Genomic DNA, 21,728 nt, shown 5'->3' with positions numbered 1-21,728 from the left:
GGGCCGCTTTTGCCGGCTAGTACTCAACACTTTGTGGACTTATGGTGTACTCACTTTGGAGGTACACCATGAAAAAGTTGATTGGCATCTACACCAGCCCGCGCGCCCATTGGGTCGGCGACGGCTTTCCGGTGCGCACGCTGTTTTCCTACGATTCGATGGGCAAACACATCAGCCCATTCCTGCTGCTGGACCACGCCGGCCCGGCGGATTTCACCCCGACCGAGCAACGTCGTGGCGTCGGGCAACACCCGCATCGCGGCTTTGAAACCGTGACCATCGTCTATGACGGTGAAGTCGAGCACCGTGATTCCACCGGCGCCGGCGGCAAGATCGGCCCTGGCGATGTGCAATGGATGACGGCCGCCAAGGGCATCCTGCACGAAGAGTTCCATTCCGAAGCCTTTGCCCGCAGCGGCGGGGTGATGGAGATGGTGCAACTGTGGGTCAACCTGCCGGCCAAGGACAAAATGGCCGACGCGGGCTACCAGACGATTGTCGACGGTGACATCCCGGTGCTGCCGCTGCCCGACGACGCCGGGCACCTGCGCCTGATCGCCGGTGAGTTTGCCGGCTCCCGTGGGCCTGCACGCACCTTCACCCCGATCGACGTGTGGGACCTGCGCCTCAACGCCGGCAAACCCGTGACATTGGCGCTGCACGCAGGACGCAACACCGCCCTGGTGATCCTCAGCGGCACGCTGCTGATCAACGGCGAAGAGGTTGCGCGCCCAGGCCAATTGGCGTTGTTCGAGCGTGACGGCAGCCAGCTCACCCTGGAGTCCAATGACGACGCCAAGGTGCTGCTGCTCAGCGGCGAGCCCATCGACGAACCGATCGTCGGCCACGGCCCGTTCGTGATGAACACCGAGCAGGAAATCCACCAGGCATTTGCGGATTTCCACTCGGGCAAGTTCGGGCAGATGCACGCCTGACGACCCGCTGCAAAACCCTGTGGGAGCTGGCTTGCCGGCGATAGCATCAGCGCGGTGTAACGCATACACCGAGGCGCCTGCATCGCGGGCAAGCCAGCGCCCACATTTTGTTTCCAGCGTTCCGATTTCATGCGATCTTCCCGTCATTCGCCCTGGAGTCGCCTGGATGCCCTCATTTATCGCCGATCACCCGATGTTATGCGCCGTGGCGCTGATCTTTATCGACATCGCCGTGTGGCGCCTGATCTCCGCCAACCTCGCCAACTGGAAGCTCGCCGCGCGCCTGGCGATCTTCGCGGTGTTCAGCGCCGTGCTGTTCAACGACGGCATGAACCCCATGCAACTCCCGCCCTACACCGACAACACCGCCTTGCACCTGGCCGCCACGGCCTTGCAGATCGGCTGGTGGCTGTTTGCGGCGCGCACGCTGACGGTGTTGCTGGGCACCGTGATGATGCAACGGGTCGGGCATACCGGGCGGTTGTTGCAGGATTTGATGGGCGCGGTGATTTTCCTGATCGCGATCATCGCCGCGATGGCCTACGTGCTCGATCTGCCGGTCAAAGGCGTGCTCGCCACGTCCGGGGCGGTGGCGATCATTGTCGGCCTGGCCTTGCAAAGCACCTTGAGCGATGTGTTTTCCGGGATCGTCCTCAACACCACCAAGCCCTATCAGATCGATGACTGGATCTCGATTGACGGCACCGAAGGCCGCGTCACCGATATCGACTGGCGCGCCACGCGCCTGCAAACCTCCCAGGGCAGCATGGCGGTGATCCCCAATTCGCTGGCGGCCAAGGCCAAGATCATCAATTTCTCGCGCCCGGCGGACATGTTCGGCCTCGCGGTAAGCCTGCAGGTCAGCCCCCATGCACGCCCGCAAACCGTGATCGAAGCACTCGAGCGCGCAATGCAGGGCTGCCGGCCGCTGCTGGCGACGCCCGCACCGAGCGTCGCGTTCAAGACCTCCGCCAGTGGCGGCGTCGAGTATGAAATCAGCGGGTTCGTGCCGGCCATGGCCCTCAAGCGCGAGGTGCGCAACCAGCTCTACGACCTGGCGTTCCGGCACCTGCAGGCGGCGGGCGTGGGGTTGCTGTCGGCCACGGAAAGCGGCGCGCCGCCGGCCACGTCCGCCGCGCGGGCGTTGCTGGAGCGTTCGTCGATTTTCTCGACCTTGCGCCAGGAGGAGAAAGACACCTTCAGCCAGAACATGACCCTGCACACTTACCGCGCCGGCGAGATGATCCTGCCGGCCGGGGAGGTCAGCGATCATTTGTTTATCGTCGAGTCGGGGGTGGTCTCGGTGATGCTGACCAAGGGCGGGCGCAAATTCGAAGCCGGGCGCATGGGGCCGGGCGAAGTGATTGGCGAGGCGGGGATCCTGTCGGATGAGGCCGCGTTGGCCGACTTTTCGGCGAAGACCTTCTGCACCCTGTACCGCATCGAGAAGGAATACTTGAAACCGTGCCTGGACGCGCGCCATGACATCAGCGAAGCCATGAAGGCGCTGCTGGATTTCCGCGTCCACGCCGCGCAGGCCTTGACCCAGGAGGCGCCGGTGGTGCCGGCCAAGAAGGGCTTCCTGCAGTGGCTGCGCCAACGCGGCCTGTGAGGTGTAAAACCGACTAACCTGCGTTTTTCGCACGTTACCCCGCGCAATAAATCGTTTGTCCAACGGCTGGCCGATGACAAAACTGCATGTCACTCGGATAACAACAACGTTGGGCGAACCACATGCAACTCGAGCGCAATTTTTTCAACGGTCACTTTGTCGAACCTGCCAGCGATGCCCTCATCGCCGTGTATAACCCGGCCACTGCAACCGTGGTCGGCCACGTCAGTGCCGCCACCGCCGATGAGGCGATTGCTGCCGTCGATGCCGCGGCCGTCGCGCAGAAAACCTGGGGCAAACTCACCAGCATCGAACGCGCCGAACACCTGCGGGCATTCGCCGATGCCCTAGATGCCTGTGCCGAGGCCATCGGCACAGCGCTGGCCAGCGAGTCGGGCAAAAGCCTCAGCGACGCCAGCAACGAAGCGCGTTACGCCGCGCAGATCACCCGCTACCACGCTGAATGGGCGCGGCGCATCGAAGGCGAGATCATCCCCAGCGATACCCCGGACGAAAACCTGTTCCTGCAACGCGAGGCGATTGGCGTCGTCGCCTGCCTGATTCCGTTCAACTACCCGGTCTACACCCTGTTGCGCAAAATCGCCCCGGCGCTGATCGCCGGCAATACCGTGGTGGTGCGCCCGAGCAACAACACGCCGCTGTCGGCGTTTGCGATTGCCAGGGCAGTGGTCAAGGCCGGGATTCCAGCCGGGGTGATCAACATCCTGACCATGGACCACGCCACCGCTGCCAGCGTCTGTACGCACAAGGCAGTCGGGCTGATTACGCTCACCGGCAGTGTGAATGCCGGGCGCATCGTGCTGGACTACTGCAAGGCCAATATTGCCAAGCCGTCCCTGGAATTGGGCGGCAAGACCCCGGCGATCATCGAGGCGGACGCCGACCTGGAAACCGCCGCCAGCGCCATCGTCGCCTCCAAGACCACCCACTGCGGCCAGCTGTGCACGGCGGTTGAGCGCGTGTACGTGCACGAAGCCGTCTACGACCGCTTCCTCGCCTTGCTCAAAGCCAGGATCAGCGCGGTGAAATTCGGCGACCGCGCCCAGGATCCCAGCCTGATGGGGCCATTGGTCAATGCCAGCGCGCAAAAAACTATCCATGCCATGGTCGAGCGCGCCGTCGCCGCCGGTGCTGTACTGGAAAGCGGCGGTGTACTGCCAGACGGCCCGGGGCATTTCTACCCGCCGACGTTGCTCAGCGGTTGCCGCCAGGACATGGAGATCATCCAGGAGGAAATCTTCGGACCGGTGCTGCCAGTGCTCAAGTACCGCGACATCGACGAAGCCCTGGCGATGGCCAACGACCATCAGTTCGGCCTGTCATCGGTGCTCTATACCGAGAACTACCGCACGGCAATGAAGGTGGCGAATGCCATCGAGGCCGGCGAGTTGTACGTCAATCGCACCCCGGCGGACCCGTACCAGGGCTTCCACGCCGGTTGGAAACGCTCAGGGCTGGGCGGCGATGACGGTAAGCACGGGATGCTGGAGTTCACCCAGACCCGCCTGGTGGTCATGAAGTACTAACCAAGCAGCTACAAGTGTTGAGCTGCAAGCTCCAAGTCAAGGCGCGCAAGATTTACTGGCCGCCTGAAGCTTGAGGCTGGCAGCTGCCTCTATAAAAACAATTATCAGGGCATCCGCACAGTGGGTGCCCGAGGTCATCAAGATGTCCAAGCCTGCACCCGTTGCCCCGGGTTTCGCTGCCGTGCCCGCGGCAAAAAACAGCGACACTGCCAGTCGCTACTTCCAATTGATGTTGCTGGTTCTCGCCGCCGGAGCGATCTACCCGATCCTCTACCTGCGCCAGGTCTACCAGACCACCATGCTCGACGTATTCCAGATCAATCACAGTCAACTGGGCTACCTGTACTCGATGCTCGGCACGATCTTTCTGCTCAGCTACCTGCCCAGCGGCTGGCTGGCGGACCGGCTGCCGCCGCGCTTCCTGATCTTTTTCTCACTGGTCGCCACCGGCGCGCTGGGCCTGTGGTACTCCAGCGTGCCGTCCATGACCGGCCTGATGATCATCTTCGGCTGCTGGGGCCTGACCACCGGCCTGACGTTCTGGGCTTCCGTGCTCAAGCGCGTGAAGATGATTGCCCACCACAGCGAGCAGGGCCGCTTCTTCGGCATCCTCGATGGCGGTCGCGGCCTGGTGGAAGCGCTGCTGGCGACCGTGGCCCTGGGCCTGTTCGCCTTTGCCACCGAAACCCGTGGCGAGTCGGCGGGCGAGGGCTTCAAGCAGGTGGTGTACCTGTATTCCTTCACCTGCATCGCCATCGGCTGCGCGCTGGTGCTGTTGAAAGACCCGAAATCCATGGCTGAAACGCCGGCGGTCGAGAAGGGCAAGTTCAACCTGATCGCCGACCTGGCGACCCTGGTGAAGATCCCCGAGCTGTGGCTGGTGACCGCGATTGTGTTCTGCGGCTACCACATGTTCTGGGCCACCTACAGCTTCTCGGACTACCTGCAAGGCAGCGGCATGACTGCCGTGATGGCTGGCACCATCACCACCATCAAGCTGTGGATGCGCCCCATCGGCGGTATCGGCGGCGGCTGGCTGGGTGACAAGTTCTCGAATATCTCGGTACTGATCGTCGCGCTGGCCCTGGTAACCCTGGCCATGCTCGGGCTGATCGTGTTCCCGGCCTTCAACAGCCTGGGCCTGCTGATCGGCACGGTGATCTTCATCGGCCTGATGACCTACGCGATTCGCGGCCTGTACTGGGCCATCCTCGACAGCTGCGACATCCCGCTGCGCATCACTGGCCTGGCCATCGGCATTGTCTCGGTGGTGGGTTACCTGCCGGACACCTTTATCCCGCTGATCAACGGCTACCTGACCGACACCTACCCAGGCAAGGCCGGCTACAACCTGTATTTCGGCTACATCGCCTTCATCGGCGTGCTCGGCACCCTTGCGGCCCTGACCCTGCGCGCCCGAATCAACCGTAAAAAATTCAACCAGACAGGTGCCTGAGATGAAAATCGTCGCCCTTGAAACCCATATCGTTGCTGTCCCGCCGCCGCACATCGGTGGCATGTACTGGCTGTTCGTCAAACTCAAGACCGACTGCGGCATCGAAGGTGTCGGCGAGATCTACGCCGCGACGTTCGGCCCCAAGGCCATGCTGCCGATCATCGAGGATGTGTTCGAACGCTACCTGCTCGACCATGACCCGCACCATATCGAGCGCTTCTTCCGCCAGGCCTACTCGAGCGGTTTCACCCAGCGCCCGGACCTGACCATGATGGGCGTGGTCAGCGGCCTGGAGATGGCCTGCTGGGACATCATCGGCAAGGCCGCCAACAAGCCGGTCTACGAGCTGCTGGGCGGCAAGGTCAACGAGCGCCTGCGTTCCTACACCTACCTGTACCCGGTCAATAGCAAAGGCGAGTACGACTACGACGACCCGGACCTGGCCGCCGAATGCGCGATCGACAACATGAACAAAGGTTTCACCGCCGTGAAGTTCGACCCGGCCGGCCCTTACACCGCGTACTCCGGCCACCAGATTTCGCTGGAAGTGTTGGAACGCTGCGAAACCTTCTGCCGCAAGATCCGCGAAGCGGTGGGCGACAAATGCGACCTGCTGTTCGGCACCCATGGGCAGATGGTGCCGTCGTCGGCAATCCGCCTGGCCAAGCGCCTGGAAAAATACGACCCGCTGTGGTTCGAAGAGCCAGTGCCACCGGGCCAGGAAGACGCCATGGCCCAAGTCGCGGCCAAGACCAGCATCCCGATTGCCACCGGCGAACGGCTGACCACCAAGTATGAATTCTTCAAGCTGCTGCAGGCCGGCGGCGCGTCGATCCTGCAGATGAACGTGGCGCGCTGCGGCGGGCTGCTCGAAGCCAAGAAAATCGCGAGCATGGCCGAGGCGTACTACGCGCAGATCGCGCCGCACCTGTACAACGGCCCGATTGGCGCGGCGGCGAGTTTCCAGCTGGCGACCTGCACACCGAACTTCCTGATCCAGGAAAGCATCATGACCTGGGGCGGCTTCCACGCCGAAGTGCTGACCAAGCCGCTGCAATGGGAGGACGGCTACATCATCCCGTCCACCGAGCCGGGCCTGGGCGTGGAACTGAACATGGACGTGGTGCGCAAACACACGCCGTACAGCGGTCAGCGCCTGCACCTGCAAATGGCGCCGACGCCGGCTGACGTCAAAGACACTTCGCCCGCCAAGGGCTAAAAAAACGACTTACGCGGTAACCGTGAATGACATATGACTACATCATCGCCGGCGCTGGCGCCGCAGGTTGCATCCTCGCCAACCGGCTGTCCGCGTCGGGCGAATACTCGGTGTTGCTGCTCGAAGCCGGCGGCAAGGACAGCTCCTGGTGGTTCAAGATCCCGGTCGGATTCGCCAAGATGTATTACAACCCGACCTTCAACTGGATGTATTACAGCCAGCCGCAAAAGCAGTTGGCCGGGCGCGAAATCTACGCGCCACGCGGCAAGGTGCAGGGCGGCTCGGGCTCGATCAACGCGATGATCTACGTGCGCGGCCAGGCCCATGACTTCAACGACTGGGCCGCGAACGGCAACGACGGCTGGGGCTTTGCGGACGTATTGCCGTACTTTCGCAAACTGGAGAATCACCCGCTGGGCGACACCGAGTACCACGGCGGCAGCGGCCCCATCAGCATCACGCCGATGAAGGGCCAGACTCACCCGATCTGCGACGTCTTCCTCAAGGGCTGCGAACAGCTCGGCTACGCCCACAGCGACGACTTCAACGGCCCGCACTTCGAAGGCGCCGGCCTGTATGACGTCAACACCCGCAACGGCGAACGCTGCTCCAGCAGCTTTGCGCACCTGCACCCGGCGCTGGGCCGGCCGAACCTGAAGGTGGAGCTGCATGCACTGGTCGACCGCGTGCTGTTCGACGACCAGCAGCGCGCCACCGGCATTGCCGTCACCCAGCACGGCGTGGCGCGCACCTTCAGCGCGCGCAAGGAAGTGATCCTGTGCGCCGGTGCAGTGGACACGCCGAAGATCCTGCAATTGTCCGGCGTTGCCGACCGGCACCTGCTGGCCGAGCATGCGATCCCGCTGGTCAAGCACCTGCCGGCAGTGGGCGAGAACCTGCAGGACCACTTGTGCGCGAGCTACTACTACAAGGCCAATATCCCGACCCTGAACGACGAACTCAGTTCGCTGTTCGGCCAGTTAAAACTGGGCCTCAAGTACCTGCTGACCCGCAAGGGCGCGCTGGCCATGAGCGTGAACCAGGCGGGCGGATTCTTTCGCGGCAACGAGGCGCAGAAGGACCCGAACCTGCAGCTGTACTTCAATCCGCTGTCGTACCAGATCCCGAAAAACAACAAGGCCAGCCTCAAGCCCGAGCCGTATTCCGGCTTCCTGCTGTGCTTCAACCCGTGCCGGCCCACCAGCCGCGGCACCATTCGTATCGCCTCGAAAAACCCACGGGACGCGGCACTGATCGACCCCAACTACCTGAGCACCGAGAAGGACATCGACGAGGTGATCCAGGGCAGCCGGTTGATGCGCAAGATCATGCAGGCGCCCGCGCTCAAGGGCATCACCGTGGCCGAAGTATTGCCCGGCGATGCGGTGCAGACCGATGAGCAGATGCTGCAGTACTTCCGCGAAAACAGCGGCTCGATCTACCACCTGTGCGGCTCCTGCGCCATGGGCTCGGACCCGCAGGTGTCGGTGGTCGACAAACGCTTGAAAGTGCACGGCCTGCAGGGCTTGCGCATCGTCGATGCATCGATCTTCCCCAACGTGACCTCGGGCAACACCCACGCGGCGGTGCTGATGGTGGCAGAGAAGGGCGCCGACTTGATTCTTGAGGATGCTTGAGTGTGGGAGCGGTGTGAAGCCTGGATTTTGGCGGTGTGGCTGAAATTGCCGGGCCTTGCGCCGCATTAATGGCCGATGCATCCCCCAATGTGGGAGCGGGCTTGCCCGCGAAAGCGGTGGATCCGTCAGCACTTACAGCGACTGACACACAGCCTTCGCGGGCAAGCCCGCTCCCACATTTTTGATTGGTGTGAAGCCTGGATTTTGGCGGTGTGGCTGAAATGGCCGGGCCTTGCGCCGCATCAGTGGACGATGCATTCCCCAATGTGGGAGCGGGCTTGCTCGCGAAAGCGGTGGATCAATCGACACTTCCAGCGACTGACACACCGCCTTCGCGAGCAAGCCCGCTCCCACATTTTTGATTGGTGGTGAAGCCTGAATTTTGGCGGCGTGGCTGAAATGGCCGGGCCTTGCGCCGCATCAGTGGACGATGCATCCCCCAATGTGGGAGCGGGCTTGCTCTCGAAAGCGGTGGATCAGTCAGCACTTCCAGCGACTGACACACCGCCTTCGCGGGCAAGCCCGCTCCCACATTTTTGATTGGTGTGAGGCCTGGATTTTGGCGGCGTGGCTGAAATTTCCGGGCCTTGCGCCGCATCAGTGGCCGATGCATCCCCAATGTGGGAGCAGGCTTGCCCGCGAAAGCGGTGGATCCGTCAGCACTTTCAGCGACTGACACACCGCCTTCGCGGGCAAGCCCGCTCCCACATTTTTGATTGGTGTGAGGCCTGAATTTTGGCGGCGTGGCTGAAGTTGCCGGGCCTTGCACAGTATTAATAAACGATGCATTCCCCAATGTGGGAGCGGGCTTGCCCGCGAAAGCGGTGGATCAATCGACACTTCCAGCGACTGACACACCGCCTTCGCGAGCAAGCCCGCTCCCACATTTTTGATAGGTGTGAAGCCTGGATTATGGCGGCGCGGCTGAAATGGCCGAACCTTGCGCCGCATCAGTGGCCGATGCATCCCCCAATGTGGGAGCGGGCTTGCCCGCGAAGGCGTTGGATCAGTCGACACTTCCAGCGATTGACACACCGCTTGCGCGAGCAAGCCCGCCCCCACATTTTTCAGGGGCAGGACGGATCAGTGCCCGACCAATTCTTCCAGCAACTGCTCCTTATAGCCCTGCAACACCGGCGAGGCGCGGTCGCGCGGGTGCGGCAGGTCGACCTGGATTTCATGCTTGATCCGCCCCGGATGGGCATCCATCACGATCACCCGGTCGCCCAGGTACAGCGCTTCTTCGATGTCGTGGGTGACCATGATCACCGTGCAACGCTGCTGCACCCAGATGCGTTGCAACTCACGCTGCAGGTGCACGCGGGTCAGGGCATCGAGGGCGCCGAGGGGCTCGTCCAGCAGCAACACCTTGGGCTTGTTGATCAACGCCCGGGCAATGGCCGCGCGCTGGGCCATGCCGCCCGAAAGCTGGTGCGGGTAGGCGTTTTCAAAGCCGCTGAGGTTGACCAGGGCGATGTGTTCGGCGACCTGGCGGTCTTTTTCGGCCGCGGGCAGCGCGTGGTTTTTCAGCGCCAGGGCGATGTTCTGGCTGACGGTCATCCACGGGAACAGTCGGTGGTCCTGGAACACGATGCCGCGCTCCAGGCTGGTGGACGCGATGCGTTTACCGTCGAGCAGGATATCGCCTTCGTATTCGGCTTCCAGCCCGACGATCAGGCGCAGCAAGGTGGATTTGCCGCAGCCGCTGGCGCCGACGATGCTGACGAATTCACCCGGGCGTACGTCGAGGTGGATGTCCTGCAGCACCGGCAAGGCGCGGCCTTCGATTCGATAAGCTTTGTTCAAGCCGCGAATCTGCAGGGCGCCGGTCTGCACGTGTTGATGAAGGGAAGCGTGGGCGATTGCATTCATATCGAGGCCTTTCAACGGAGGTTGCGCCAGCGCAGCAGGTGGCGGCTCAGCAGGGTGAACAACAGGGTCATCAGGTAGCCGAGCAAGCCGATGCACAGCACGCTGAGCACGATGACTTCCATGCGCGAGCCGGCCTCGGCGTTCATCATCAGGTTGCCCAGGCCGGCGCCCGAGGACAGGAACAGCTCACTGCCGATCGCCGTTACCCAGGCGAACGCCAGCGCGTGCAGGACACCGGTGGCGATGCTCGGCAAGGCTGCCGGCAACAGCACCTGGGTAAATTGCTGCAGCGGGGTGAGGACCAGCACCTGGCCGACTTCGCGGTAGCGGCGCTCGACGTGGCTGAACCCCTGGTAAGTGTTGAGCACCATCGGGTAAAACGCCGCCAGGCTGACGATCAGCACTTTGGAGAACTCGCCATTGCCGAACCACATGGCAATCAGCGGGATCCAGCCGAGCATCGGCACCTGGCGAATCGCATGGAACAACGGGCCGATCAAGCGGTTGGCCACGCTGGACAGCGCCATCAGCACCCCCAGCGTCACCCCGAACAGAATGCCCAGGGCCAGGCCACTGCTGGTGCGCGCCAGGCTCGCCAGCAGGTTGACTAGCAGTTCGCCGTTGCCAAGCATCTCCAGCAACGCCGAGCCAATTTCCGACAATGGCACGAACGCATACGCGCCGGCGGCGTCCTGGCGAGAGGCATATTCCCAGGCGAGGATCAGCAGCAGCGGCAGCAACAGCCCACGGGCTTTTTTCAATACAGGCAGCATCGGAACTCCTAGCGGGTTTGCCAGCGGAACAGGCGTTTTTCGATGCGGCGAAAGGCATAGTCGAGGGTAAAACCGATCACTCCGGTGACCACCACGCCGACCATCACCACGTCGATGCGCAGCATCTGCCGCGCCATCTCGATCATCTGGCCCAGGCCACTGTCGGCGGCCAGCAATTCAGTGGCCACCAGCACCACCCAGGCGCGGGTCAGGCTGATGCGAAAGCCGGTGATGATCGGCGGCGCCGCAGCGGGCAGGGCCACCAGGCGCACAAAAGTCGGCCAGCGCAGGCGATACACGTCCGCCACTTCGAAATAGCTGCGCGGGATGCCCCGTACACCTTCGCCAGCGGCCAGTGCCACCGGGAAGAACGCGGTCTTGGCGACGATGATGATCTTGAAGGTTTCGTCGATGCCGAACAGCAGCACGAACATCGGGATCAGGGCGATGCTGGGGATCTGGCGCAGGGTATGAAACAGCGGGCCGCAATACGCCTCGACGTTTTTCGACAGCGCCATCAGCACGCCGAAGGCCAACCCGCACAACGAGCCGATGCCAAAGCCGAGGCCCAGGCGCGACAGACTGTTGCCGAGGTGTTCGAGCAGCTCGCCACTGGCCAGCAGGTCTTCGAAGGTCTGCAGCACCTGGGCGGGCGGTACCAGCAGATTGCGCGGGAAAATCCCGAGGTGGGCCACCAGCGTCCAGACGGCCAGCAGGGCCACGGGCGAGATAAGCCAGGTGAGGTATCGAAGCAGGCGCATGGCAAGTCTTAATTCAGCTGAATACCCAGCAGCTATCGCAAGACATGTGCCACATCACCGAATCTTCCTGTAGGCGCTGGCTTGGCGGCGATGGGGCCTGCAGGTGTGCGCATTTGCGGAGACATCATCGCCGGCAAGCCGGGCTCCTACAGGGGGTGGTCGCTGGGAAATGGTGATCGGGTGCTGCTGGAGCAGCACCCATTCAGCAGTCTTCTCAGAAGTCGTAGCTCACACTGGTGTAGTAGAACGCACCCTGCGCGCCTTCCGGGCTGGTGATCGAGTACTTGGGCACGCCATACAGCTGCGCGCCGTCAGCCTTGTCCGGGTGCGAGTCGAACAGGTTGATCGCGCCCACCGAGACCTTCACGCCCTTGTGGAAGGTGTAGGACAGGTCCAGGTCAGTCACCCATTGCGGGCTGTAGGTCTGGTCGAGGTTGGGGTTGGTGGCGTTGAGGCTTTTCCACTCGCCGTAGCGGCGCTGGGCAATGGTCAGCCCCCAGTTTTCATACAGCCAGTTGGCGCTCAGGGTCAGCTTGTTTTGCGGGGTGCCATCTTCGATCAGGCCCTGGGTATTGCGCCCAATGATCTGCGAGCCCTTGATATTGCCGACGTCGCGCAAGCCGGTGATGGTGGTGTTGTTCTGCGCAAAACCACTGCTCAGGTTCAGGCGGCCCCATTGCTGCAGGTCCCACTGGTAGTTGCCGGTCAACTCGACGCCGTCCGTGCGGGTGTCGGCCACGTTGGTGTAGAACGCCGCGCTCTGGATATTCGCGTAGGGCGTGCCGGCGAAGATCGGCGAGACCACGCTGGCGGGCAATTGGTCGGAGAGGGTGATGCGGTTATTGATGTTGATCCGGTAGGCATCCACCGTCACCGAGGCATTTTCCAGTGGGCGCCATACCAGGCCCAGGGAGTAGTTGGTCGACTCCTCGGGCTTGAGCGCCTTGCCGCCGAGTGCCTGGGCCTCCGGGCTATTGGCACGCAGGGTGCGTTGCTGCACCTCGACGTAGTTGCCGCTGCCCGGCGGTTGCTCCACCACCTGCACGCTGAATGAGGACATGCCGCTCTGCACCAGCGACGGCGCGCGGTAGCCGGTACTGGCGGTGGCCCGGGCGGCGATCTGTGGGGTGAAGTCATAGCGCAGCGACAGTTTGCCGTTGGTGGTGTCGCCAAAGTCCGAATAGTGCTCGGTGCGCACCGCCACGCCGGCCTGGAACTTCTCGGTGATCTGGCCTTCGACGTCGATGTAGGCACCGAGCACCTTGCGGTCCAGCGAGGCCGCATCGACCTGGGTGATGCCCGAGTAATAGCCCGGAATGCGCCGCCCGGTGATCGGGTCGATGGTGTTGAACAGCGGCCCGTTCTGCCAGCCGGCGGCTTCGCCCGCGCTCAACTGGTAGTTTTCCTTGCGCCAGGCCAGGCCCGCCGACAGGGTCAGCGGCTTGAACAGCAGGTCGGTGGGGAAGTCGCGCACCCAGTCCAGGGTCAGGTTGGTCTGGTCGTTTTCGCGCTTGCCGGTGTAGATCGACGACGGGCTGTTCACCCCATAGCTGGGGTTGATCGCATTGCGGTCAGCGGACTCGAGTGTGTTGTTGCCATGGTTCAGGGCCAGGTCGAACTTGCCCAGTTGGTCGTTCTCGAAGCGCAGGCCGCCGGTGACCGCATAGTCTTCCAGACTGTAGCGGGTGATCGGCAAGCGACCGTCCGGGTAACGCTGCAACGCGGTGCTGCCGTAGTTGTTGCGCAGGGTGGTCGGCGGGTCGAAGAAGCCTTCGGCGTCGGTGTTCTTGTGGGCATAGGTGGCAAAGCCATAGGCGGTCAGGCCCTCGCCGACGCCGATCTCGCTGTTGGCGACAACATTGTACTGGTCCGAGACATTGCCCGCGCCCCAGCGCCAGGTGCGGTAGCGGTTGTTCTGCTCGCGGGGCGTGTTGACGCTGGTGTCGCCGGGGTAAAAGATCCGGTTGTCGGGGTTGGTATCGCTGGCCGGGTCTTGGCTGCCGGCGTCGAAACTCAGGGTCAGGAAACCGTCGTTGGGCAACGCGAAACCCTTCCAGCCGCTGAGCTTGCGCTGGATACCGTCGCCCTTGTCGTAGCCGCCGAAGCGGTAGCCGAGGTTGCCGCCGTCATCGTTTTCCTTGAGCACAATATTGATCACCCCGGCGATTGCATCCGAGCCGTACTGAGCGGCGGCGCCGTCGCGCAGGATCTCGACGCGCTGGATCGCGCTCAGTGGGATCAGGCTCAAATCCACCGCCGCTGCGCCACGCCCGTTCACCAGGCTCTGGCGGGTGATGTTGGCGCTGCTGTGGCGGCGCTTGCCATTGACCAGCACCAGCACCTGGTCCGAGGCCAGGCCGCGCAACGAGGCGCCCTGGGCGATGGAACCGGCGAAGGCACCCTGTGGCGACTGAGGGAAGTTGAACGATGGCGACAGGGCGGTGAGGGCACCGGACAAATCGGTGGCGCCGGTCTGTTGCAATTGCTCGCCGGAGAGCACGTCCACCGGTGCTGCGCTTTGCAGGGCGGTCAGGTCGCTGCGCCGGGTGCCGAGGACTACCACGGTGTCGAGGTGATCGTTTTTTACGGTCGGTTGGGTCTCGTCTGCCGCGACGACGGGCAGGGCAAGGCTGCCCATGACCAGCGCGATGGCGCCGGCCAACGGAGTGCGTTGGAACATGGAAGTGGTCCTTTCAACAATAGAATGACTGGATAGTGGCGATGGCGGGCCGGGTGTCGTGGCTCAAGCAATGGGGGCCAGTTGTGGGCGCTGGCAAGCCAGTTCCCACATTGATCCTGCTAGGCGGATAAATACCCTCCAGCCTCTGGCTTAGAAGCGGCTGGTCACGCTCAGGCCCACGGTGCGCGGGTCGCCATAGGTGATCACGTATTGGCCGAGGCCACCGTTGGGCCGGCCATGCACTTGGTAGCGGCGATCGGTGAGGTTGTTCACGAACCCGGTGACGCTGAGTTTTTCATCCGCGCTGTACCAGGTCAGGCGGCTGTTGGCCAAGGTGTAGTGCGCTTGGCTCAAGTCCTTGTCGGCGCTGCTCTGGCGGTCGGCGAGAAAGTATTCCTTGTCACGAAAGCTCACGTCGGCACCGGCCACCAGCTTGCCGCCGATTTCCAGCGGGAAGGTGTAGTCGCCGCCCAGCGACACCACATTGCGCGGTGAACGCACGAAGCTGTTGCCGCTGTAGTCGCCGGTGACCGCGCCCGTGGTCGGGTTGGTGTTCTTGAAGTCGGTGTACTCGGTATCGAGGAACGACACCGCCGCGCGCAGGTGCAGGTAGTCGGTCGGCTGGCCTTCGAGTTCCAGCTCGGCGCCCTTGACCTTGCCCTTGGCGCCGTTGGTCAGCGCCGTGGTCAGCACGCCGTTGTTGACCGTCAGCAGGTTGACCTGAATGTCCGAGTAGTCGTAGTAGAAGATGTTCGCGTTGGCCGTGAGGCGGTGGTTGAACCACTCGGACTTGACGCCGAATTCGTACGCGTCGAGTTGTTCCGGGTCCACCGTGGTCAGCTGCGACAGGCTGGTGGACAGCCCGGTGTTGAAGCCGCCGGACCGGAAGCCGTGGGCATAGCGCAAGAACACCCGCACGTTGTCGTTGATGCGGTATTCCGGGGTCAGGTCGTAGGTCCAGGCCTCCCAGGTCTTGTTTTCCTGGCGATTGCCGTTGCTGCCGGCAGCGGCCAGCGGGATCAGCGGGCCGTTGGCGGTGGCGCGGGTCAGCTGCGCGAGGTTGAGGTCGATGTCTTTCTTTTCCTGGGTCCAGCGCAGGCCACCGGTCACGCTGAAGTTGTCGGTGAAGTCGTAGGTCAGGTTGCCGAACAGCGCGTAGCTGTCGGTCTTGTGGTCGTAGCTAAGGTCACGAAAGTCCGTGGCGCCGTTGATCTGGTTGGAGCCGGTGCCGTTCGGTGTCGGGCCAGGCTGGATAAACCGCCCGGCGCTGCTGTCGAGGTCTTCGTGGAAGTAATGGGCGCCGGCCAGCCAGCGCAGGGTTTCCTGCTGGGGCGAGGCCAGGCGGATTTCCTGTGAATACTGGGTGTATTTGTTGTCGGCGGTGGACGTGCCGTTGACCTCATAGGGGGTGTAGTCGGCGTCGCCGCTGGACTGGCCGCGAATGTAGTCGTAGGCCGTGATCGACGTCAGCGTGTAGTCGCCCAGGTGCCAGTTGAGCGTCAGCGAGGTGCCGTCGTGGTCGAGCTTGGAATCGTCCTTCACGTTCAGCGCGATATTGCGCCCCAGCGGGCGCTGGTAGCCGACGTTGTAGTAACGGCCCAGGGTCAGCGCACCGTTGGCACCATCGCCCTTGAACTCGCGGGCGTGGATCTTCCACAGCGCGTCGAGGTCATCATTGAGCTGGGCGAAGAATTGCAGGCGCACGGCCTTTTTATTCACGTCGCCGTAGGTGTGATCGTCCACCAGGTTCTTCTGGAAGCCGTCGCGCTCCTCGGAGTACAGCGAGATCCGCGCGGCGAGTTTTTCATCCACCAGGGCACCGCCCAGGGCGCCGCTGAGGATGCGTTCGTTCTTGCTGCCAAAGCCGATAGTGCCGAACCCGTCGGTGTCGAAGGTCGGCTTCTTGGAGATGATGTTCACCGCACCCGCCGTGGTGTTCTTGCCGTACAGCGTGCCCTGTGGCCCGCGCAGAATCTCGATGCGCTCCAGGTCCCAGAGCGGCCCGCCGCCGGCAATCGGCGCGTTCAGGTAGACGTCATCGGCATAGATGCCCACCGGGTAGACGGTCGCTGCGCCGGTATCGCCGGTGCCCAGCCCGCGGATGTACCAGCGCGGCCGCCCGTCACCGTCCGGGTTCTTCGCCGAGGCGTTGGGAATGAAGGTGGTGATGTCGCCCATATTGCGTACGCCGTCGGCGACCAGGGTAGTGCCCTGGACCGCCGACACGGCCACCGGAACCTCTTGCAGGGTTTCCTCGCGGTGCTGTGCGGTGACGGTGACGGTCTTGAGTGACGGCTCGGTTTTAGCGGTGTCTTCTTCAGCGGCGTGCGTGCCACCGGCGACCAGTAAAGCCAGCCATAAGCCCTTGGTGATTGGATTGATTTTATGCATTGCAGTCTCCCCCGGAAAAGTGTCCTTGAAGGGGCTAGAGCAGAGATCGTGCCAAGAGGATTTCAGTGTTGATACAAGCGCATAAGCTGTTGAATATAAACACTAAAAAAACAGGTTTTGGTGGAAACAAGCAGGCGAAAAAAGTCCTCGGGACAGGCCTGTGGAACAATCAGCAGAAAGTGCTTGGCGGGTGCTGCTGGAGCAGCAGGAGAGGTGTTGCCAGGCCAACACAATTGGCCCTGGTTTCAGCGGATTTGTAGAAGCCCGGCTTGTCGAATCGTCGCAGCGCGGCGATGGCGTCATCGAGATCGCCATCGCCGGTGCGAGGGTTACACGGCGACGCGAGAGGTGGAGCCGATGACTTTTTCCAGCACGCTGAAATCGATCCAGTCGCGCACATCAAAACGGCGCGGGATGAAGTTCCAGCGGAACAGGAAATCGGTGAAATCCTGCAGTGCTTCAATCGAGCGGGAGTCGAGGGTCGTGCGCAGACGCCGATGCGCGTCCTCGCCATACGCCGCCGTGACCCAGTACTCGCTGGTATTGAGTTCCTTGGCGAGAAAACGCCGGGTTTCGTCCGGGTTGGCCCAGGCCCACTGCTCGGTGCGCAACACCGTGTCGACGATCTTCACGCTGGCATCGAAGTGTTCCTGCAGCAGGTGGATATCCACCGTAAGCGTGCGGGGCGTGCCGTTGTTGGAGCGGATCAGCGGGTCCGGGTGCGAACCGGTGTCGACCACCACATGCAGGCCGAACTCGTTGGCCAGATGCACGGCATGCGCGCCCTTGAGGAAGATCGCGTCGATGTCGCCGCGCAGCAGGCCGATCAGCTCGTTGTTGCGCCGGCTGAAACGGCTGACGCCCAGGCTGACTTCCGGCCCATAGACGTAGGAGGTCTGGTTGTCGCTGTAGGTGCCGCCGTAGGGGTAGTCCACCAGCTCCACATCCGAGACCTCCAGGCCTTCGAGCTTGAGCGCATTTTCCAGCCCGCGCAGCGCCTGGGCACGGGTGAAGTCGATTTGCACGTTGGCCCATTTCGGCAAGCCGAAGCGCCGGTTCTTCAGGTCGCGCACGCTCTTCACGCCACTTTCGGCGGTGGTCAGGATCAACTGCACTTCATCACTCCACGACAGCCCCAGCACGCGGGTTTCGACACCGCTGGCATAGGCCCAGATCGCCGGGATATTGCCGCCGTGGCGCACCGAATTCTGCAGGTGATGGTCATAGTGCGCTTCACGCACTTCGCGCTCGGTGGACTCGCGCAGCGATTGGATATTGGTGCCATAGGGCAGGAAGGCTTCGGCGAGTCGCCCGGACTGCACCGCAATGCCGAGCCCGGTGGGCACCGGGCTGTGGGTGTACCAGAGAGTATCGAGTGGTTTGCTCATAAAATTCTTCGTTCCAATCCATGAAGTCTTCTGTGGGCGCCTGGCTGGATGGCGATGGCGTCCGCAAACACGCTATCGCCGGCAAGCCGGCTCCTACAGGGGTTAGCCGGCGAGTGCGGTGTTGCCTTGGAGCAGCGCCTGCAACGGCCGCGCGTCAATCCATTCGCGCACATCGAAGCTTTGCGGGATAAAGCGCCACCGGTGCAGGAAGTGAGTGAAGTCTTGCAAGGCCGCAATGGCCTGTTCATCCAGCCCGGTACGCAGGCGCAGGTGGGCATCGTCGCCATAGGCGGCGGTCACCCAGTATTCGCTGCTGTTGGTTTCCCGCGCGAGGTAGCGCCGGGTGTCTTCCGGGTGGGTGTGCGCCCACTGCTCGGCACGCAGCACGGAGTCGAGGATGCCGGTGGCCACGTCAAAATGCTGGTCCAGCAGGTTCAGGTCGACCGCCAGGGTGCGCGGGGTGCCATTGTTGCTGCGGATCAGCGGATCGGGGTGGGCGCCGGTATCGATCACCGTGTGCAGGCCGAAATCATGCGCGTGCTGCGCCGCGCTGGCGCCTTTGAGGAAGATCGCGTCGACTTCGCCGCGCAGCAGGCCGATCAGCTCCAGGTTGCGTCCAGTCGTCTGCGCAGTCACCGGTGTGCCGGCCACGTTGCGCACTGCGCTGTCGCTGAAGGTGCCGCCGTATTGAAAGTTCTTCAGCTTGACGTCGCCGACCTTCAGGCCTTCCAGCGACAGGGCGTTTTCCAGGCCACGCAGGGCCTGGGCGCGGGTAAAGTCGATCTGCGCGCCGACCCAGTCCGGCAGGCCGAAGGTGCGACCCTTGAGGTCCTTGACGGTCTTGATGCCGCTGTCCTGGCGGGTCAGGATCAATTGCACTTCGTCCGCCCAGGACAGGCCGATCACACGGGTTTCACGGCCTTGGGCGCGGGCCCAGATCGCCGGGATATTGCCACCGTGGCGCACGGAATTCTGCAGGGTGTGGTCGAAGTGCGACTCGCGCACGGCCTTGTCATTCGACTCGCGCAGCGACTGCACCTCGGTGCCGAGGGCACCGACAGTGTCTTGCAGCCAGCCTTTTTGCACGGCAATGCCCAGGCCGGTCGGCACAGGACAACGGGTGTACCACAGGGTGTCGAGAGGTTGCGTCATCAAAGGGGCTCCCCCAGCGTTCAGGCGCTGGCTTTCAAAGGTTGGACGGCCGGGCGTTGGTGCACCAGCGGCAAGACTTCCTGGCCAATGCGCAGGGCTTCTTCCAGGTGCGGATTGCCGGCGAGGATAAAGGTCGAGAAACCGGCGTCGCGGTATTCCACCAGGCGCTCGGCAATGTTTTCGTGGCTGCCCACCAGGCCCACGGTCGGGCCCGGCTTGGCCTTGGCAAAACCGGCCCAGAGGTTGGGGCCGATGATCAGGTCATCAAAGCGGTCGACGTTCTGGTGGTAGGCGGTTTGCCGGGCGGCACCGACCGAGTCCGAGCCGCTGGTAAAGCCCTTGGCCACGGCACTGGTCTTGCCATCGAGCTTGTCGAACTGGCGGCGCAGGTCCTTCCAGGCCAGCTCTTCGGTTTCGCGGGCGAACAGGTCGACGCGCAGGCCGAAACGCACGGTACGCCCCTGTTTATCGGCCAGTTCGCGCACCCGGTCGATGTGCGGCTTGAGCTTGTCGATCGGCTCGGCCCAGTTCAGGTAGACGTCGGCATGTCGGGCGGCCACACCCAGCGCGGCTTCGGAGAACCCCGAGAAATACACCCCCGGCTTGCGTTCGTTGTGCAGGCCGGCGGGCAGCGAGCCGTTTTCCAGTTGATAGATATCGCCGTCATAGGAGAATTTCTGGTTTTCCCAGAGGCCCTGGATGATGTCGAGGAACTCGCCGGTGCGTTTGTAGCGCAGGTCATGTTCGAGAAAGTCGCCGTTGGCGCGTTGGCTGGCCGGGTTGCCGCCGGTGATGATGTTCCACTCCAGGCGACCACGGCTGAGGTTCTGCAGGATCGCGGCTTGCTGCGCGGCATAGGCGGGCAGGGTCCAGGTGGCCTGGAAGGCGATCAGGAACTTGATGCGCCGGGTTTCCCGCGCGAGTGCTGCGGCGGCAATCCACGGCTCGGGGCCGGTGGGCAGCAGTGCGCCTTCGAAGCCTGCGAGTTCGGCGGCCTTGGCCACTTGGGCGATGTAGTCGATGTAGGTGAAGTCATCGGGCTCGCCATTCGGCAGGCGGCCGGGGGCGATATGGCCGGGGCGGTAGTCCGGGTTGCCCCGGTTGTGCTTGTCGGTGGTCAGCTGCGGGCCGTCGGTGCCCAATGGCAGACGCCAGAAAAATTCAGTGCTCATGGGTGCTCCTGATTTCAGTCGTGCAAGGTGCGTGGACCTGATTGAGGGGATGTGTGCAACGGGCATGCCATTGGGGTTGGGGGTAATGGTTGCGGGGGGTTGGGGGGGATTTTGGGGGAGGGGTGTTGCTGTGGCAGCAGTCTTGCAGCAGTGGGTGTTCAGGGGGCAGCAGGGGGTGGGGGCATATCCGTTGTTTGGGTGAGGGCGGAGATTGGTTCCGCCCTTACGGCGGGTCACTTTTGGAAAGGAGCCCCAAAAGTAACCAAAAGGGCTCTTGCCCCAACACTCGGCACCTCGCCTAGGCTCGGTGTGCCCGTAATCCGACATTGATTTGGGGGGCCGCCGCCACGCGCCATCCATGGCGCGGGGCGGCTAAACCGGCATCCCTGCCGGTTTACCCCCCAAATCAATATCGAATTCCGGCCAGCGTGTTTGATGGGGCGCCTAGATCAAGATCAAGATCAAAAGCAAAAGCACGGCGGCCTGACAGCCGACCTGAGTGGTTAGATCAAGAGCAGAAACCTGCAGGAGCCGGCTCTCATAGGGGATCGGCGGTGTGGACCTCGATACCGGCCTGTCGCAAGCAGTCCTGAGTCGCACCCGCAATCCGCCGCCCCGCAGACCAAATGTGGGAGCCGTCGAGCCCCAGCGAGGCCGCGAAGGCGGCGGCATTGCCAATGAATTTAGTGTCTGACCCACCGCTTTCGCGGCCTCGCCGGGGCTCGACGGCTCCCACAGGGAATCGGCGGTGTTGGCCTCGATAACGGTCTGTCGCAAGCAGCCTCGAGTCACCCCCCATAAGCCGCCGCCCCAAAGGATCAAATGTGGGAGCCGTCGAGCCCTGGCGAGGCCGCGAAGGCGGCGGCATTGCCAATGTATTTCGCGCCTGACACACCGCTTTCGCGGCCTCGCCGGGGGTCGACGGCTCCCACAGGGGATCGGCGGTGTTGGCCTCGATACCGGCCTGGCGTAAACAAACACAACCCACGATGCGAAGCGAGCCGCTTTTGATCTTGATCTTGATCTTGATCCTAGGCGCCCCATTAAACACGCTGGCCGAACGCAGGCTTGAATCCGTGGGTAACCCGGCAGGACGCCGGGTTAGCCGCACTGGGCCAAGGATGGCCCATTGC

Annotated in this window: 14 protein-coding genes; 6 read left to right on the top strand and 8 right to left on the bottom strand. The window is 63.0% G+C overall.

The window, feature by feature from the left end; translation table 11 throughout:
* The first annotated feature begins 68 nt into the window (after positions 1–68).
* The 6 genes from BBG20_RS29775 (at position 69) to BBG20_RS29750 (ending at position 8,406) form a co-directional block, all read left to right on the top strand.
* Positions 69–935 carry a pirin family protein gene (locus BBG20_RS29775; RefSeq protein WP_065909908.1) on the top strand — a complete coding sequence of 289 codons (867 nt, stop codon included), beginning with the start codon at positions 69–71 and terminating at the stop codon, positions 933–935.
* Between the two features lie 166 nt (positions 936–1,101).
* Positions 1,102–2,547 (top strand): mechanosensitive ion channel family protein, encoded by a 1,446-nt coding sequence (locus tag BBG20_RS29770; RefSeq protein ID WP_065909906.1) that lies wholly within the window; start codon positions 1,102–1,104, stop codon positions 2,545–2,547.
* Between the two features lie 122 nt (positions 2,548–2,669).
* Positions 2,670–4,094: an aldehyde dehydrogenase gene (gene aldA / locus BBG20_RS29765; RefSeq protein ID WP_065909904.1), complete on the top strand. Its 1,425-nt coding sequence runs from the start codon at positions 2,670–2,672 to the stop codon at positions 4,092–4,094.
* Positions 4,095–4,236: 142 nt separating this feature from the next.
* Entirely contained in the window at positions 4,237–5,550 is a 1,314-nt protein-coding gene (locus BBG20_RS29760) for an MFS transporter (RefSeq protein WP_065909918.1), read from the top strand.
* A 1-nt stretch (position 5,551) separates the two neighbouring features.
* Positions 5,552–6,769 (top strand): mandelate racemase/muconate lactonizing enzyme family protein, encoded by a 1,218-nt coding sequence (locus tag BBG20_RS29755; protein ID WP_065909902.1) that lies wholly within the window; start codon positions 5,552–5,554, stop codon positions 6,767–6,769.
* Positions 6,770–6,795: 26 nt separating this feature from the next.
* A complete protein-coding gene (locus BBG20_RS29750; RefSeq protein WP_065909901.1) occupies positions 6,796–8,406 on the top strand; it encodes a GMC family oxidoreductase in 1,611 nt (536 codons plus the stop codon).
* Positions 8,407–9,489: 1,083 nt separating this feature from the next.
* Here BBG20_RS29750 and BBG20_RS29745 read toward each other — a convergent pair.
* From BBG20_RS29745 to BBG20_RS29710, 8 genes are all read right to left on the bottom strand, one after another.
* On the bottom strand, positions 9,490–10,278 hold the full coding sequence (locus tag BBG20_RS29745) for an ABC transporter ATP-binding protein (RefSeq protein WP_065909916.1): 789 nt from the start codon (positions 10,276–10,278) through the stop codon (positions 9,490–9,492).
* Positions 10,279–10,289: 11 nt separating this feature from the next.
* A complete protein-coding gene (locus tag BBG20_RS29740; RefSeq protein WP_065909900.1) occupies positions 10,290–11,051 on the bottom strand; it encodes an ABC transporter permease in 762 nt (253 codons plus the stop codon).
* A gap of 8 nt (positions 11,052–11,059) precedes the next feature.
* The gene (locus tag BBG20_RS29735; RefSeq protein WP_065909899.1) at positions 11,060–11,812 is read right to left on the bottom strand and encodes an ABC transporter permease; all 753 of its coding nucleotides are present in this window, start codon (positions 11,810–11,812) and stop codon (positions 11,060–11,062) included.
* A 214-nt stretch (positions 11,813–12,026) separates the two neighbouring features.
* Positions 12,027–14,492, bottom strand: coding sequence for a TonB-dependent receptor plug domain-containing protein (locus BBG20_RS29730; RefSeq protein WP_065909895.1), 2,466 nt, complete (start codon positions 14,490–14,492; stop codon positions 12,027–12,029).
* A 150-nt stretch (positions 14,493–14,642) separates the two neighbouring features.
* Positions 14,643–16,883: a TonB-dependent receptor gene (locus BBG20_RS29725; RefSeq protein WP_065909892.1), complete on the bottom strand. Its 2,241-nt coding sequence runs from the start codon at positions 16,881–16,883 to the stop codon at positions 14,643–14,645.
* A gap of 329 nt (positions 16,884–17,212) precedes the next feature.
* Positions 17,213–18,271 (bottom strand): ABC transporter substrate-binding protein, encoded by a 1,059-nt coding sequence (locus BBG20_RS29720; protein WP_065909890.1) that lies wholly within the window; start codon positions 18,269–18,271, stop codon positions 17,213–17,215.
* Between the two features lie 102 nt (positions 18,272–18,373).
* Positions 18,374–19,423, bottom strand: coding sequence for an ABC transporter substrate-binding protein (locus tag BBG20_RS29715; RefSeq protein WP_065909885.1), 1,050 nt, complete (start codon positions 19,421–19,423; stop codon positions 18,374–18,376).
* Between the two features lie 20 nt (positions 19,424–19,443).
* Positions 19,444–20,595 carry an LLM class flavin-dependent oxidoreductase gene (locus tag BBG20_RS29710; RefSeq protein WP_065909883.1) on the bottom strand — a complete coding sequence of 384 codons (1,152 nt, stop codon included), beginning with the start codon at positions 20,593–20,595 and terminating at the stop codon, positions 19,444–19,446.
* Positions 20,596–21,728 lie beyond the last annotated feature (1,133 nt).

The organism is Pseudomonas aylmerensis, assembly GCF_001702265.1.
In the GTDB taxonomy this organism is placed as follows: domain Bacteria; phylum Pseudomonadota; class Gammaproteobacteria; order Pseudomonadales; family Pseudomonadaceae; genus Aquipseudomonas; species Aquipseudomonas aylmerensis.
Note: the sequence above shows the minus strand (reverse complement) of the source record. Positions and strands in the feature narration are given on the sequence as shown.